This is a genomic window from Streptomyces sp. SCUT-3 (genome assembly GCF_014083985.1).
Taxonomy (GTDB): Bacteria; Actinomycetota; Actinomycetes; order Streptomycetales; family Streptomycetaceae; genus Streptomyces_H; species Streptomyces_H thermolineatus.
In genome coordinates this window covers 42720-57763 of sequence record NZ_CP046907.1, presented here as the reverse complement: position 1 = coordinate 57763, position 15044 = coordinate 42720, and the positions used below count along the sequence as shown (strand labels likewise).

Here is a 15044-nt window from a genome sequence, read left to right as displayed (position 1 = left end):
TACGGGCACCGGGGCGGGCGTCTTCACTGTCTGTGCCCGGCCCCCTTTCGGTGGTGCCCCGGCGGACGTTAGCGGGACGTCGGCGGGCCGGAGAAGGATGGCTCCGTCCGACAGCCGGTGCACATCGCCCGCACCGGACCGAACCGCTGCCGCAGGCCGCCGCGAGGCGTGTCCGCGGCGAGAGCGACAGACAACAGGGGGATTGCGATGACCACACTTCCGTCCGCGCAGGAGGACGCCGCGGCGAGCGCGACGGCGACCGGCCGGCGGGTCGTGGTGGAGAGCGCCGAGGCGCTGGCGAAGGCGCTCGCCGGGGCCGCACCGGGGGACCGGGTGGAGCTGGCCCCGGGGAACTACCGCTGGGACAAGCCCGTGACGCTGCGGGTCTCCGGCGCCGAGGAGGCCCCCGTCACCATAGCCTCGGCCCGCCGCGGCAAGGCGGTCTTCGACGGGAGGGCGAGCTTCGCCTTCGCCGGGGCCGAGCACCTGGTGATCCAGGGCTTCCAGTTCCGGCAGAGCACCCCGCTGACGGTGGCGCACACCGCCCGGCGCATCAGGATCACCCGGAACCTCTTCGAGCTCGACGAACCCGGCACGAAGAACAGCTGGCTGCTGGTGGAGGCCGACGACACCCGCGTCGACCGCAACACCTTCCGCCGCAAGTCCGCGCAGGGGGTCTTCCTCCAGATCAACGGCCCGGGGGACACCGTCGCACGGCGCGTGCGCGTGGACCGCAACCTCTTCCACGACCACCGGTACGGCGGGAGCAACGGCGGCGAGGCCATCCGGCTGGGCTACGGGGTGAAGGGGCCCGCGGTCGCGAACGCGGTGATCGAGGGCAACCTCTTCCTCGAGGCGAGCGGCGACGACGAGGTCGTCTCCGTCAAGTGTTCCGGCAACACCGTCCGGAACAACACGGTGACCGGCGGGAAGCGCGGATCGATCGTGCTGCGCTCGGGCAACGGCACCACGGTCAGCGGCAACTTCCTGCTCGGCACGGCCGGCATCCGCGTCTACGGCGACGACCACGAGGTGTTCAACAACCACATCCAGGGCGAGGGCCAGCTGATCGTCGGACCGGGGGACAACGACCGGGCACACCTGCCCGCCCGGCGGACGCTGATCGTCCACAACACCGTCGTCGCCACCGGCGGCCAGGCCGCCCTGCGGGTCAAGAGCGGTGAGGTGCCGCCGTCGAAGGCGACGGTGGCGGCGAACATCCTGGTCTCCGAGGACAAGGCCGTGCAGGTGCCCGCCGCCGAGGGGTTCACCTGGAGGGGCAACGTGGCGACGAAGCAGCGGGGCGACCTGCCCGCCTCCGGGGGTGTGCAGGCCGACCCCCGGCTCGAGGCCGACGCGCAAGGGGTGCTGCGGCTCACCCGCGACTCCTTGAAGATCCCGGCGGTGGAACGGGCGCCGGGCCCGTTCCCGCAGGTGAGCACCGACATCAACGGGCGCACCCGGCCGGCGGTCGCGAACGCCGGAGCCGAGCAGTTCGAGGCAGGGTCCGCCGTCACCCGTGCGCCGCTGACGCCGGACGAGGTCGGCCCCTCCTCGAAGTGAGGAGCCGTCCCCGGGCCGTGCGGCGAGCCCTCCGGCGGGCCGCCGCACGGCCGGGCCGCCGCGAGGCGGGAACGGTCAGCGCACGCGGCCGTAGGAGACCGACTTCGACCAGATCCGCTCCAGCTTCACCACCGAACCCGCCTTCGGCGAGTGCCAGATCTTGTGGTTCCCGGCGTAGATGCCCACGTGGTACACGCTCCCGCCGGAGCGGAAGAAGACCAGGTCGCCCTTCCGGCGGTCGGCCGCCGACAGGTGGCGGGTCTTGTTGTACTGCTGCTGCGCGGTGCGGGGCAGCGTCTTGCCGGCCTTCTTGTAGGAGTAGAGGGTCAGGCCGGAGCAGTCGAAGCGGGACGGGCCCGCGGCTCCGTACTTGTAGGGGGACCCCTTCTTCGAGGCCGCCACGCTCAGCGCCTCGGCGGCGTGACCGGGGGTCGCCGCCCGTGCTTCGGGCACGGCGCCGGGCAGCAGCATCGTGCCGGCGAGGGCGGTGAGGGCCAGGGCCGGGACGGTGCCGGCCCGGGACAGCAGGGACGGGACATGGTTCTGCGCGGTCATGCGCAACCCTTCGTCGTCCGCCTGTGAAGGATGACCTGTCGGATTCGGGCGGCGAAGTCGCCCGGCCGCTGACGCGGCTTCACCCCAAGGGGCGGCCGTGGTGCTCCCGCCCCGGTCTTGCCGGGTCCTCCACTCCTGCCGATCCGCAGTCTGTCGACCGGTCGTCCGGGCGGCGGCAGGACTCGGCGTCCACCCGGACCGCCCCGCCGGGGTGGCGAGGGCTTGTCGTCGGTGAAGATCCTGACCGACGGGGGAGCGGAATTCCGAATGGAAGCGGCTTTTCGTGAGACTTCTCACCTCTGGCCGTTTCGTATCCCCAAGGGGCTTTCGGGTCAAGGGAATTGACGGCCCGACGGTCCTGCCGGGCGTGCGGCGGGGTGGTCCGCCCCGCGGGAGGGGAAGGCTCCGGGGCCTTCTCCGGGGCCTCCTCCGGTCGTCCGGGGCAGGGCCGGAGCCCCAGTTCCCCGACGCTGGTTCCGCAGCGAAGCCGGTACGCCGCGTGGTAGGTACGGGAGGTGGCAGGACACCTTTCCCCGGACGAGCGGACCGCCGCCCTGAAGTCGGCGCTCTCCCGCAACGACGTACTGCTGGAGGTGCTGGACCGGGCCGCGTCAATGGGGCTGCCCGGTTGGTACCTGACGGGAGGGTGCCTGTTCCAGACCGTGTGGAACGTCGTCACCGGCAGGCCTCCCGCCAGTGGGATCAAGGACTACGACGTCTTCTACTTCGACGACGGGGACCTGTCCTGGGAGGCGGAGGACGCGGTGATCCGGGCGGGGAGGGAGGTCTTCGGCGGCCTGCCCGCCGAGGTCGAGATCCGCAACGAGGCCCGGGTCCACCTGTGGTACGAGCGGAAGTTCGGGGTCGCGTGCGCTCCGCACGTGTCCGCGGAGTCGGCCATCGACTGCTTCGTCGCGACCACCTGCTGCCTGGGGGTGCGCCTGGAGCCCGGGGGCCGGTGGCGGATCTACGCACCGCACGGGCTCTCCGACGTTTTCGGCCTCGTCGTGCGCCCGAATCCGGTGCTCGCCCCGCGGGAGGTCTACGAGACCAAGGCGGCCCGCTGGCGACGGCAGTGGCCCGAGTTGACGGTGCTGGACTGGCCCTCCGCCCCGTCGCGGAAAGGCCTCCCGGGGTGAACCGGGCGGCCGGAACGACAGTTGCCGTAGCGCGATCGATCGACGGGGTACCTGAGGTAATAGCTTGCTGTCGGCTTGCGCTCACCAACCGCCTCACCCCCTCCTCACCGATCAGGGCGACGCGATCTCCTGGCCGACCGACCGCCTCTCGGGCAGGCCCGCCGGGTCCAACTGCTGGACGATGCCGCTCCAGTGCTGACGGCCGGCCGACCGCGGGGACGTTCCCGGGCGGCTGCGGCCCACCTGCCCCGAGGGCGGTGGGCCGCAGCCGCCCGGCGGACCGTCCCGCCCCGCGGGGCGGGACGGGGCGGGGGGAGTGCTCAGGCGGGGTCGATCTCCGCCCAGCGGATGCATCCGTGCCGGTCGTCCTGGGCGGCGGTGCCCCAACGGGGGGCGAGCGCGGTCACGACCGGATGCCCGGGGCCGTGCTCGGAACAGGAGGAGACGGCCGCGGAGCCTCCGGCGGAGATCTCCACGCGGATCGAGGGCCGCCCCGCCTTGCGGACGAGCTGCCAGGTCAGGTTGAGGTCGGGCCGGCTGCGGGTGACCGCGTTGGCGACCATCTCGGAGACGACGGCCTCGGCGCGCCAGGTGTGCTCGTCGTCCAGGCCCCAGTCCCGCAGGAGCTTGCGGGTGAGCCGCCGGGCGCGGGCGGGCGCGTCGGCGCCCCGGGGCAGCGGCCAGGTCAGGGAGTGTGACGTTGCCGCCGGCGTCCGCGGGTCGCGGACCGGCCGGGGATCCTTGGCGACGGTCATCGGTGCGGCCTTCCCGTGGGACGGAGGGGGTACGACCAGGGGAACCACCGTCAAACATTCAATATTCTCCCCGGGCGGCGGATGTGGCGCAGCCCACGCGGCCCGGTTCGCGCGGCACGGCCCGCGCAGCACGGCCCGGCACGGCCCGCGCAGCCCGGCACGGCCCGCGCAGCCCGGCACGGCCCTGCTCGACCGGGGCCGGGCGCCGCACGGGGAGAGGAGGGCGTCAGTGCGGCCCTGCGGCGGACAGGAGGGCCGCGCGGTCGTCTGCGCTGAGCAGCCCGTCCCGCGTCGCAGCGTCCAGCAGGGCGTGCAGTGAGGAGGCGTGCCCGGCGAACGCGGCCCTGCACCGCTCGCGTTCCGGGCGCTCGTCCTCGCTGCCGAGCAGCAGCACCGCGCGCTCGTCGTCCGCGTCGACGGGCTGCGACAGTTCGGCGGCGACCAGCACGACGTCGAGCAGTTCCGACCGCACCGGGACCCCGGGATCGGCCGCGAGGCGCAGCAGGAACGGCAGGGCGGCCGGCATGGCCGGGCTCATGCGGAAGACGCCGTCCATCAGGACGTTGGTCAGCAGCCGTTTGGCCTCGGGGGCGGCGTTTCGGTCGAGCAGGCCGCGGAACAGGGCCGGCGTCCCGGCGGGGCACCCGGGGATGCGGGACCAGTCGACCTCGGCGCAGCCCCGCAGCGCGGGATGTCCGCGGCCGGGCCGCTCCAGGTGCGGGTGCTCCCGGAGGAACAGGGCCACGGAGGCTTCCCTGGTCGCCGCGTCCATCACGCACATCGTCCGTCTCCCGTCCCTGCCCCGTCCCTGCCCCGTCCCCGCCCCGTTCCGTGCACGGCCGCCGGCACGCCGACGCCTGACGGCAGCATGCCCGGAGCGTGATCGTGCCCGCAAGGACGGCCCCGTGCGGGTCAGGCCGTTGAGGTGGGGCCGGGCGGCAGGTGGACGGTCATGACCAGGTGGCAGGTGTCGGTTCCCGCGCCGCGGTAGGCGTGGGGGGTGTCGCCGTCGAAGGCGGCGGTCTGCCCCGCCTCGACGGTGTGCTCGGCGCCGTCGACGATCAGGGTCATCCGGCCGGAGGTGACGCTGACGGTTTCGACGACCCCGGCCTGGTGGGGGTGGCTGGGGTACTCCTCGCCCGGTTCCAGCCTCCAGCGCCAGACCTCGACCGGGGCCGGGCCCGGGGTCGTCAGCATGAGGCGGGCCTCGCCGCCCTGCGCCCCGGTCCACAACGGTGCGACGCTCCCGGCGGTCACGACGCGGACGCGTTCTTCGGCCGGTCCTTCCATCAGGGCGGACACCGGGAGACCGAGGGTGTCGGCCAGCCGGACCAGGGTGGCCAGGTTCGGGTTGCCCTGGGCCTTCTCCAGCCCGACCAGGGCGCCCTTGCTGACCCTGGCGCGCCGGCCGAGTTCGTCGAGGGACAGGCCGGCGCGGGTGCGGGCCGCCCTGACGTTGTGCGCGAGCGTCCGCAGGGCTGCCTCTGTCTCGGCCATCCGATCACCATCCTCGCGGGGGGACCACTGGAATGTACCGCTCGGTCGCTTGATTGACACAAGTCGGTCGGTCTGTTGTACGTTCTGGTCGTTCTGTTGAATCACCGAGGGGTGTGACGTGATCGCTCTGCTGCTGGCCCTGGGCAGCTCGCTCGCCTACGGGTGCGCCGACTTCCTCGGCGGCCTGGGCGCCCGCAGGGCTCACGTGCTGCGCACCGTGATGATCGCGGCCCCGGCCTCCCTCGCGGTCGAGCTGCTGCTGTGGCCGGTCCTCGGCGCATCGTTCAGCGCCGGCGCCCTCGGCTGGGGCGCCGCGTCCGGGGTCGCCTCGGCCGCCGCGTTCGCCCTGCTCTACCGCACTCTCGCCATCGGCCCGATGAACGTACTGTCACCCGTGACCGCGCTGCTGTCCGCCGCACTGCCCGTCGGTGTGGGCCTGCTGCAGGGCGAGCGCCTGACCGCCGCCGGGCTGGTGGGGCTGCCGCTCGCGCTGGCGGCGGTGGTCCTGATCAGCGCCGGGCACGGTGCCGCGTCCGCGCGCCCGTCGCGCACGGCGCTGCTGTCGGCCCTCGGGGCAGGTGCCGCCATCGCCCTGCAACTGGTCTTCCTGCACCGGGCGCCGTCCGACAGCGGCGTGGCCCCGCTGATCGTCGGCCGGGCGGTCTCCTCGGCGGTCACCCTGGCCGCGGCGACGGTGATGCACCGCAGGCTGGGCCCCGAGCGGCCCGCGTACGCGGTGTCGGCCGCCGCGGGCGTGCTGGACTCCGTGGCGAACCTGCTGTTCCTGCTCGCCGCCCGCAGCGGGGACCTCGCCGTCGTCGCCGTGATCACCGCCCTATACCCCGCCGGCACGGTCCTGCTCGCCCGCGGCGTGCTCGCCGAGCGCATCCACCGCGGCCAGGCCGTCGGCCTGGGGACCGCCGCCGTCGCCGTCGGCCTCCTCGCCCTCACCTGAGCCACACCGCCCGCCGTGCCACCGCCCGCCGTACCACCGCCCCGCAAGGAGAACCGCATGTTCATCCAGCCCTGGGACGCCTCCTTGGACGAAGCCGAATGGCAGGCCTGGATCGCCGAAGGCCACGACTTCGGCCTCCTGAGCGTCAACGGACCGCCCGGCGGGGCGCCCGTCGCCGTTCCCACCCACTTCGCCGGCGACGGCGACCGCCTCCTGATCCACCTCGCCCGGCCCAACCCGGTCTGGAAGGCGATCGAGAACGACCCGCACGTCCTCTTCACCGTCTTCGGCGACTACGCCTTCGTGCCCGGCCCCTGGCGTGCCGGGGCCGGCGCCCCGCCCGCCGACGGCGTCCCCACCAGCTACTACACGGCCGTCCAGTTCACCTGCCGCGCCCACGTCGTCGACGATCCCGAGGCCAAGGCCGAGTTGCTGCGCCGCCAGCTCGCCCACTTCCAGCCCGACGGCGACCACGCCCCCGTCGCCGCCGACCGGCCGCCCTACGGCCGGATGCTGCCCGGCATCCGCGGCCTCCGCCTGGAGGTCACCGAGGTACGGGCCAAGTTCAAGTACGACGACCACAAGCCCGTCGAGCACCGCACCGCCGTCGCCGACCACCTCGCCGAACGCGGCCGGGGCCTCGACGTCCCCGCCGCGCACCAGCAGCGCCGTCGCCTGGACCGCATCGGCCCCTGGAAGCCCTGACCACCGGATCCCCCGACCCCGGAAGTCCCGCCCCCCCCGGATCCCGACGCCAGGAAACGGAGCCCCCTCCCATGACTGCATTCCACCTCGCCGCCGCCGTCGCGGAGGCCTTCCCCGACACCCTCGTCGCCCTGGTCACCGCCAACGGCCTGCGCGGCCGTGAATCCTGGCCCCGCACGGCCGCCGCCGTGGAGGAACTGGAGCGGCAGCTCGCCGACGGCACCTGGAGCCCCGCCGACGAGACCGACCCCCGCATCGAGGCGTGGCACACCGCCTACCGCTCCTTCGGCACCAACCCCCGCCGTGTCCGCCCCAGCGTCGACGCTCTCGGCCGCCGCCTCGCGAAGAAGGGGGCCCTGCCGCGCATCAACCCGGCCGTCGACTCCTACAACGCCGTCTCCGTCCGCCACGGCCTGCCCGCCGGCGCCTTCGACCTGGACCACGTCGCCGGCGACGTCTTCGTCCGCCACGCCGACGGCACCGAGTCCTTCACCCCGCTCGGCGAACCCGGAACCGTCGAGACCCCCGGGCCCGGCGAGATCGTCTACGCCGACGACGAAGGCGTCCTGACACGCCACTGGAACCACCGCGACGCCCACCGCACCCGCGTCACCGAGGACTCCACCCGCGTCGTCTTCCTCCTCGAGACCCTCCGTGCCGGCCGAGACGGCCACCTCCTCGAGACCGCCGCGGACGAGCTGCGGGACCTGCTCGCCCCGCACGCCGAACGGACCGCCGTGCACCACCTCGACCCGGCACGGCCCCGGGCCGACGTCTGAGAGCCCCCACCGCTCCCGGCCCTCCGGTCCCAGGGCCCGGCCGCACCGCAGCGCCTGCCGCGGCCCGTCGGGACCGGCCCTCCGGCCCCGCGAACCGGCCCGGTGACCATGTGCGGGACAGGCCCTACGGCGCACCCACCGCGGCCGGGCGGCGCCCGGGCCACACGGTCCCGCCGCCGGGGTCACCGGGGTCGCCGGGGCCGCCGGGGCCCGGCGGGGTGCCGGGCGGTGCCGGGCGGCGGGGCTGCAGGGCGTGCGCGGTCAGACCGGCCAGCACCAGGGCGAGGCCCGTCCACCCCACCGGGTCCGGCGCTGCGGCGCCGAGCAGCAGCACCTCGGCCAGCAGGGCGAACGGCACCTCCGCGGCCTGGGTGGCTTCCACCGCCCCCATCGCGGCCGAGTCTCCCCGCGCGCGGTCGGTCGCCCGGAAGAACAAGGTGGTGGCCACCACGCCGGAGAGCAGGGCGACGACCAGGCACTGCGCGACCTGCGCGGCGGGCGGGGCGCCGGCAACGGCGCCGGCCGCGGCCGCCGTCAGCAGCCACAGGGGCAGGGAGCCGATCGTCATGGCCAAGGTGCGCTGCACCCCGTCCAGGCCGTCCACGCCGATCAGCCGGCGGTTCCCCAGCGGGTAGGCGACGGCGGCGACCAGTACGGGCAGCACCACCCGCAGCGCGGCGGCCGGTCCCGTGTCCCCGGCGTGCGGGACCTGCGTCAGCATCACCCCGGCCACGATCAGGGCCGAGACGGCCAGGGTGCGGCGGGGCAGGCCCTGCCCGGACGCCGCCCCTATGCCCATCCCGGCCACGATCGTCAGCTGCCAGGCGGCCGCAGTCAGCCAGCCCGGCCCCGCGTCCGCGGCCCACGTCAGCGGTGCGTAGAACAGCCCGAACCCCACGGTCGACCACAGCAGCCACAGTCCCGGCCGCGACCCCAGGCTGCGCAGCACGGGCCGCAGGCCGCCGCGCAGTGCGACGAGCAGCACCAGCGGCCCCAGCATGAACAGGAAGCGCAGGCACGCGCTCCACATCCACGAGCCGCCCTGCACGCTCATCGAGCGGTTGAGGACGAACGTGGCGGCGAAGCCGGCGGCCGCCGCGATGCCCAGCAGCATCGGCCGCGCCGGGCCGCGGGCGGCGGGCCCGGTGCTTTTCCCCGGTGTCGGCGTACCGGTCGTCATGAAGGGCCCCACTCACTCTCGCCACGAACTGACATCTGAAATGTTAGTTGAGGTCCAAGGGTAGGATCACCTCCGTGACCGCATTGGAACCGGTGCCCAGGCGCCTGCTGCGCGACCGGGCCTACGACGCCCTGCTCGCCGCGATCGTCTCCGGCGAACTGGCCCCGGGCAGCCGCCTCAACGACGGCGAGCTCGCCGAGCGGCTCGGCCTCTCCCGCGCTCCCGTGCGCCAGGCGCTGGCCCGCCTGGCCACCGAGGGGCTGGTGGAGTCCAAGCCCCAGAGCTTCACCCGGGTGGCGCCCGTCGCCGAGCGCGACGTCGCGGACGCGCTCGCCCTCGTGCGCACCCTGCACGAGATGGCGGTGAGAGAGGCCCTGCCCCTCATGGACGCCGCCGCGGTCGAGCGGATGCGCGCGGAGAACGCCCGTTTCGCGGCGGCCGTGGACACCGGCGACACGATGGGGGCGATGGCGGCCGACGACGCCCTGCACGCGGTGCCCATCCAGGTCTGCGGCAACCGCGCGCTGGCCGAGACCGTGCGCCGCTGGACCCCGCTGCTGCGCCGGCTGGAGTGCCTGCGCTTCTCCACCGAGGCGGCGCGCGCCTCGGTGGGTCTGCACGAGCAGCTGATCGACGCCCTCGCCGGGCGCGACGAGGCCCGGGCCGTCGCCGTGAGCCACCACATATGGAGCGACCTGGCGCCCGGGCGGCCCGCGCAGGGGGACTGAGCGGCCGCCCCTGCGGGCGGGATCATCCCGGGAGCATGGCGCGCCGCCCGGGAACGGCGGGGGACTGCACGGTCATGCCGCCGTCCACGACCAGCAGCTGGCCGGTGAGGTAGCGGGACTCGTCGGAGGCGAGGAAGACCATGGTGTGGCCGATGTCCTCCGGTCGGCCCAGGTAGGGCAGGGCGTTGGCCTCCTCGAGCGCTGCGACGACGTCGGCGGGCAGGTTGTCCTGCAGGGCGGGCGTCATGACCGCGCCGGGGGCCACAGCGTTGCAGCGGATCCCCTGCGGGCCGTACTGCACCGCGATCGACTTGGTGATGTTGACGACGGCCGCCTTCACCGCGCCGTAGGAGATCTGCAGGACGTCCCCGACCAGCCCGGCGACCGACGCCGTGTTGATGACGGACCCGCCGCCGGCGCGGATCATGTGGGGGACGGCGTGCCGCGACCCCAGGAGGGTGCTGCGCATGTTCAGGGCCACGGCCCGGTCGAACTCGGCCATGTCCAGGCGCAGCAGGTCCAGGTCCTTGCGGGGGTCGGTGCCGCCCACGTGGTTGCACAGCACGTCGAGGCGGCCGAACTCGCGCACCGCCTGCGCGACCATGTCGGCCACCGAGCCGTCGTCGGTGACGTCGACGGTGGCCGGCAGGGCCCGGCCGCCCGCCGCCTCGACGGCCCGGGCGGTCTCCTCGGCCCCGGCGGCGTTGTGGTCGGCGACCACGACCCTCGCGCCCTCGCGGCCCATCAGCTCGGCTGCGGCCCTGCCGATGCCGCTGCCGGCGCCGGTGATGATCGCGACCTTGTTCTCGAGGCGGTTCATCGCCTGCTCCTTCCGGTCCTTTGTCAACAGTGATGACATCGTAAGTCATCTATGATGACTTAACTGACATGCGTAAGGGGGATCTCTGCATGACCGAGCGGCCACGTGCCTCCAGACCCCGTCGGCCCGCCGCCCAGACCCGGCAGGCGATCCACGACGCGGCCCACGAACTCTTCTCCCGTGAGGGCTTCGACGCCGTCGGCATCCGGGCGATCGCCGCGCGCGCCGGGGTGGACGCCGCGCTGGTGGTCCGCCACTTCGGCTCCAAGGAGAGGCTCTTCCTGGAGACCATGACCGTCGACCTGGCGGCGGCCCGGGTCATGGAAGGACCGCTGGACGGACTGGGAAGGGCCCTGGTGGAGCACATCGTCACCCTGCCCTCCTCCCGGGCCGGGGAGATGGCGGTCACCTCGCTCGCCGCGCTCTTCCAGGCCTCCGACCGCAGCGAGGTCGAAACGGCCCTGCGCGAGACGATCCGGCAGGGCATCGCCGAACCCCTCGTCCGCCGCCTCGGCACCGAGGACGCCGAAGTACGCGCCCACCTGGTGGCCGCGCAGATCGGCGGCCTGCTCACCTCCCTGCACGTCGTCCACGACCCCGTCCTGCTGGCCGCCGACCGCGGACTCCTGACCGCCCGCTACGGGGACGCACTCCAGGCGCTGATCAACACCTGAGCCGGACCCACCGGGAGCCGGCCCGCCCGCCGGCACCGGCCCGCCCACCGGCACCGGCCGGAAAAGTGTTTGACGCCCACCGCCGTCCGGCGGTCGGATGGCGCCCCATGAGTACAGGTCAGACGCGGCCCGGCCCGTACCCCGTCGACGACGACCTCGTACGGCGGCTGGTCGCCGGGCAGTTCCCGCAGTGGGCGGGGGAGACGGTGGAGCGGTTCCCGTCCGGCGGCACGGTCAACGCCGTGTACCGGCTGGGCGGAGGCATGGCCGTACGGCTGCCGCTCACGGCGGGCGGAGCCGCGGACGTGACGGCGGAGCAGGAGTGGCTGCCCCGCCTCGCACTCCGGCTGCCCACGGCCGTCCCTGAGGTGCTCGGGACGGGGAAGCCCGCCGAGGGGTACCCGTGGCCGTGGTCGGTGCACCGGTGGCTGCCGGGGGAGAACCCCCGGGAGGGCGCGCCGGGCGATCACGTGCAACTGGCCGAGGACCTGGCCGGGTTCGTGGCGGCGATGCGGAGCATCACCCTGCCGGGGGCGCCGCGGGCCCACCGGGGCGGGCCGGTCGCCTCGCTCGACGCGCAGACCCGGGCGGCGATCGAGGAGCTGCGGGGGATTCCGCAGGAGGGCGTCGACTGCGACGCCGCGACCGCCGTGTGGGAGGACGCGCTGCGGGCCCCCGGCGAGGACGGGCCGCCGGTGTGGCTGCACGCCGACCTCATGCCGGGCAACCTGCTCGTCGACAGCGGCAGGCTGGCCGCGGTGATCGACTTCGGGTGCATGGGCGTGGGCGACCCGGCCTGCGACCTGTTCCCGGCCTGGAACCTGCTGCCGGCCGGCGCGAGGGAGGTCTTCCGCGAGGCGCTCGGCGTGGACGACGCGACCTGGCGGCGCGGCCGGGGGCGGACTCTCTCGCAGGCGCTGATCGCTCTGCCGTACTACCGAAGGACGAACCCCGCGATGGCGCGCAACGCCCGCCACGTGCTCCGGGCGGTACTGGAAGGGGGTTGAGGCCTCCCGCGCGGCTGGGGCAGTGAGTACGTCCACGCGGTGCTCGCCCGGGAAGTGACGCCGGCAGGAACGGCCTGACCTCCGGCAGCGCGAGCCGTCGGCACGGACCGGCAGCACGGCCGTTGTCGGGCCCCCGGCGCGGACCCCGCCCGGTCCGCACACCGTCCCGCGCGGGCGGACCGTCCGGCTCATCCGTACGGGCGCCCGGTGGCGCCTGTACGGATCACCTCGGCGGGCACCGGCCGCCCGGCGCGTACAGGCTGTGCGCGAGGGCGGAGTGCCCGAGAGCCGATGTCCGGGAAGGGTCACGCATGTCAGCTCCCCGAAAGGGCCTGTGGTGGAAGGGCGTCGCCGTGGCGGCAGCCGTGGCCTGCGCCGTACCCGCGTCCGCCCCGGCCTCCGCGGCCCGGCGTTCCGCACCGGTCACCGTGCCCCCGTTGGCCTGGCGCCCCTGTGCGGACGCGCCCGGCTTCTCGTGCGCGACGGCCAGGGTTCCGCTCGACCATCTGCGCCCGGACGGGCGCACGATCGAACTGGCCGTCATCAGGCGGCGGGCGACCGACCCGGACCGCCGCGTCGGTTCGCTGTTCTTCAACCCCGGCGGACCGGGGAACGCGGCCGCCGGGACGGCGGCGCTGCCCGCCGCGTACGGGCTCTTCCCCCGCGAGCTCCGCGAGCGGTTCGACATCGTCAGCTGGGACCCCCGCGGTGTCGGACGCTCGACGGCCGTCAGGTGCTTCCGCTCCGCGGAGGAGTTCACGGCCTGGGCCGAGCGGGTCCCGGACGGTTTCCCCGTCGGCGCCCGTGAGCAGAAGGCCTGGACCTCGGCCTTCGCCGAACTGGGCCGGCTCTGCGAACGCCGCGCCCCCACCCTGCTGCGGCACGTCTCCACCGCGGACACCGCCCGCGACCTGGACCTCCTGCGCCGCGCGGTGGGCGACCGGAAGCTCAGCTACCTGGGCGTCTCCTACGGGACGTTCCTCGGCGCCACCTACGCCAACCTCTTCCCCCGCAAGGTCCGGGCCATGGTCCTGGACGGCAACGTCGACCCGGTCCGCTGGGTGCGGATGAATCCCGAACTGCCCACCGAACTGCGGCAGACGGCCGACACCGGCTCGGCCCGGACCCTGTCCCGCTTCCTCGAACTGTGCGGCCGGACGACGCGCGACCACTGCGCCTTCTCGGCCGGCACCCCGCAGGCCACCCGGGACAAGTACGAGGAGCTGCTGCGGCGTCTGCGCGAGCGCCCCCGGGGGGAGTGGACCTACGCGGCCACCGTGGCGGCGGTCGTCAACGGGCTGTACGTCGTCGACCCCGGGTGGAGCGAACTGGCACAGAACCTCCAGGCGCTGTGGGAGGGCCGCACACCTCCCCGCGGGGACTCCGACGGCGCCCCGCGGGCCCCCCGGCTCCCCGGGCTGCCGGGGACGAACCGGGAACCGTCGTACCCGGAGGTGGAACCGCCGCTCGCCGTGGAGTGCTCGGAAAGCCCCAACCCGCGCGACCCGTCGCTCTACCCCCGGTTCGAGCGGTACGCCCGGGCCCGGTCGGGCGATGTCGCAGGGTACTGGACCTGGCTGCCCGAACCGTGCGCGACCTGGCCCGCCCGGGCGGCCCGCCCCTACACGGGACCGTGGAACCGTTCGACCGTCCCCGTCCTCACCGTCAACACCACCCACGACCCGGCGACCCCCTACCCGGCGGGGGTGGCGGCGACCCGGCACCTGGGGAACGCCCGCCTGATCACCGTCCGCGGCTACGGGCACACCACGCTGCTGAACCCCAGCACCTGCGTCGGCCGGCACGAGGTCCGCTACGTCCTCACCGGCGCGCTGCCGCCCCGGGACACCGTCTGCCGCCAGGACGCCCGGCCCTTCACGTCCTCCGCCCCGGCCCCGGGGTGACCGGCGATCCGTGCGCGTCCACGTCGAGGACGCGCACGCCGTCCGGCGCCTGCCGGTTCGGTGTCCGGGCCCGGCGGCCCGGCCCGGCCGGCCGGCCCGCCGCCCCGAAACGGGCACGCGCCCCTGCCGGCGCGGTTGTTGACCCGGTACCGAGGCTGGGATTTCATGACGCCCATGTCTGGAGCACGGAAAACACCGGATCCGGTCCTGTTCTTCGCCACGCAGGAGGAGTGGGAGAAGTGGCTGGAGGAGAACCACGGGGACGTACCGGGCGTCTGGTTCCAGATCCCGAAGAACGGCTCCGGGATCGACGGAGTGGACTACGCGCACGCACTGGAGTCGGCCCTGTGCTACGGCTGGATCGACGGGCAGAAGAAGAAGCTGGACGAGCAGCACTGGCTGCAGCGCTTCACCCCGCGGCGCCCCGGCAGCAAGTGGTCGAAGGTGAACCGGGAGAAGGCCACCCGGCTGATCGCAGGCGGACGGATGCGGCCCGCCGGCCTGCGCGAGGTCGAGAAGGCCAAGGTGGACGGCCGCTGGGAGGCGGCGTACGCGGCGCAGAGCAGGGCGACGGTGCCCGACGACCTCCGGGCCGCACTGGACGCGGCGCCCGAGGCCCGCGACTTCTTCGCCGCCCTGGACAGCCGCAACAGGTACGCGGTCCTGTACCGGATCGAGGACGCCAAGAAGCCGGAGACCCGGGCGGCCCGCATCGAGAAGTTCGTCGCCATGCTGGCGCAGCGGAAGAAGCTGCACTGAGCCGCGGCGACCTCCCGGCACGGT

General features: G+C 74.4%; 17 protein-coding genes. 10 read left to right on the top strand and 7 right to left on the bottom strand.

Features of this window, described 5'->3' with window-relative positions; translation table 11 throughout:
* Positions 1-207: 207 nt before the first annotated feature.
* Complete coding sequence (locus tag GQS52_RS00275) at positions 208-1563, top strand: polysaccharide lyase 6 family protein (RefSeq protein WP_182311100.1); 1356 nt, start codon at positions 208-210, stop codon at positions 1561-1563.
* A gap of 75 nt (positions 1564-1638) precedes the next feature.
* Here the strand turns inward: GQS52_RS00275 and GQS52_RS00270 are convergent, their stop codons facing one another.
* Positions 1639-2118 carry a C40 family peptidase gene (locus GQS52_RS00270; protein ID WP_182311099.1) on the bottom strand — a complete coding sequence of 160 codons (480 nt, stop codon included), beginning with the start codon at positions 2116-2118 and terminating at the stop codon, positions 1639-1641.
* Positions 2119-2633: 515 nt separating this feature from the next.
* Here GQS52_RS00270 and GQS52_RS00265 point away from each other — a divergent pair.
* Positions 2634-3257: a nucleotidyltransferase family protein gene (locus GQS52_RS00265; protein ID WP_259370477.1), complete on the top strand. Its 624-nt coding sequence runs from the start codon at positions 2634-2636 to the stop codon at positions 3255-3257.
* Positions 3258-3368: 111 nt separating this feature from the next.
* Here GQS52_RS00265 and GQS52_RS28160 read toward each other — a convergent pair whose 3' ends face one another.
* From GQS52_RS28160 to GQS52_RS00250, 4 genes are all read right to left on the bottom strand, one after another.
* The gene (locus GQS52_RS28160) at positions 3369-3500 is read right to left on the bottom strand and encodes a hypothetical protein (protein WP_275946495.1); all 132 of its coding nucleotides are present in this window, start codon (positions 3498-3500) and stop codon (positions 3369-3371) included.
* A gap of 77 nt (positions 3501-3577) precedes the next feature.
* Positions 3578-4012 (bottom strand): hypothetical protein, encoded by a 435-nt coding sequence (locus tag GQS52_RS00260; protein WP_182311098.1) that lies wholly within the window; start codon positions 4010-4012, stop codon positions 3578-3580.
* 226 nt (positions 4013-4238) lie between these two features.
* Positions 4239-4757, bottom strand: a complete 519-nt coding sequence (locus tag GQS52_RS00255; protein WP_182311097.1) for a hypothetical protein — start codon at positions 4755-4757, stop codon at positions 4239-4241.
* 167 nt (positions 4758-4924) lie between these two features.
* Positions 4925-5509: an XRE family transcriptional regulator gene (locus tag GQS52_RS00250; RefSeq protein ID WP_182311096.1), complete on the bottom strand. Its 585-nt coding sequence runs from the start codon at positions 5507-5509 to the stop codon at positions 4925-4927.
* Between the two features lie 118 nt (positions 5510-5627).
* Between GQS52_RS00250 and GQS52_RS00245 the strand changes: the two genes are divergently transcribed.
* From GQS52_RS00245 to GQS52_RS00235, 3 genes are all read left to right on the top strand, one after another.
* Positions 5628-6464: an EamA family transporter gene (locus GQS52_RS00245; RefSeq protein WP_182311095.1), complete on the top strand. Its 837-nt coding sequence runs from the start codon at positions 5628-5630 to the stop codon at positions 6462-6464.
* Positions 6465-6521: 57 nt separating this feature from the next.
* Positions 6522-7169 (top strand): FMN-binding negative transcriptional regulator, encoded by a 648-nt coding sequence (locus GQS52_RS00240; protein ID WP_182311094.1) that lies wholly within the window; start codon positions 6522-6524, stop codon positions 7167-7169.
* A gap of 71 nt (positions 7170-7240) precedes the next feature.
* On the top strand, positions 7241-7948 hold the full coding sequence (locus GQS52_RS00235; RefSeq protein ID WP_182311093.1) for a phenylalanine--tRNA ligase beta subunit-related protein: 708 nt from the start codon (positions 7241-7243) through the stop codon (positions 7946-7948).
* 124 nt (positions 7949-8072) lie between these two features.
* On the opposite strand, the gene GQS52_RS00230 is transcribed toward GQS52_RS00235, so the two are convergent.
* Positions 8073-9128, bottom strand: coding sequence for a multidrug resistance efflux transporter family protein (locus GQS52_RS00230; RefSeq protein ID WP_182311092.1), 1056 nt, complete (start codon positions 9126-9128; stop codon positions 8073-8075).
* A gap of 74 nt (positions 9129-9202) precedes the next feature.
* On the opposite strand from GQS52_RS00230, the gene GQS52_RS00225 reads away from it, so the two are divergent.
* Entirely contained in the window at positions 9203-9856 is a 654-nt protein-coding gene (locus tag GQS52_RS00225; RefSeq protein ID WP_182311091.1) for a GntR family transcriptional regulator, read from the top strand.
* A gap of 22 nt (positions 9857-9878) precedes the next feature.
* On the opposite strand, the gene GQS52_RS00220 is transcribed toward GQS52_RS00225, so the two are convergent.
* Entirely contained in the window at positions 9879-10676 is a 798-nt protein-coding gene (locus GQS52_RS00220; RefSeq protein WP_182311090.1) for an SDR family NAD(P)-dependent oxidoreductase, read from the bottom strand.
* Between the two features lie 89 nt (positions 10677-10765).
* On the opposite strand from GQS52_RS00220, the gene GQS52_RS00215 reads away from it, so the two are divergent.
* The 4 genes from GQS52_RS00215 (at position 10766) to GQS52_RS00200 (ending at position 15020) form a co-directional block, all read left to right on the top strand.
* Entirely contained in the window at positions 10766-11350 is a 585-nt protein-coding gene (locus GQS52_RS00215) for a TetR/AcrR family transcriptional regulator (RefSeq protein ID WP_182311089.1), read from the top strand.
* Between the two features lie 107 nt (positions 11351-11457).
* Entirely contained in the window at positions 11458-12357 is a 900-nt protein-coding gene (locus GQS52_RS00210) for an aminoglycoside phosphotransferase family protein (protein WP_182311088.1), read from the top strand.
* Between the two features lie 311 nt (positions 12358-12668).
* On the top strand, positions 12669-14261 hold the full coding sequence (locus GQS52_RS00205) for an alpha/beta hydrolase (RefSeq protein WP_259370476.1): 1593 nt from the start codon (positions 12669-12671) through the stop codon (positions 14259-14261).
* Between the two features lie 165 nt (positions 14262-14426).
* Complete coding sequence (locus GQS52_RS00200; protein WP_182311087.1) at positions 14427-15020, top strand: YdeI/OmpD-associated family protein; 594 nt, start codon at positions 14427-14429, stop codon at positions 15018-15020.
* Positions 15021-15044: the final 24 nt, after the last annotated feature.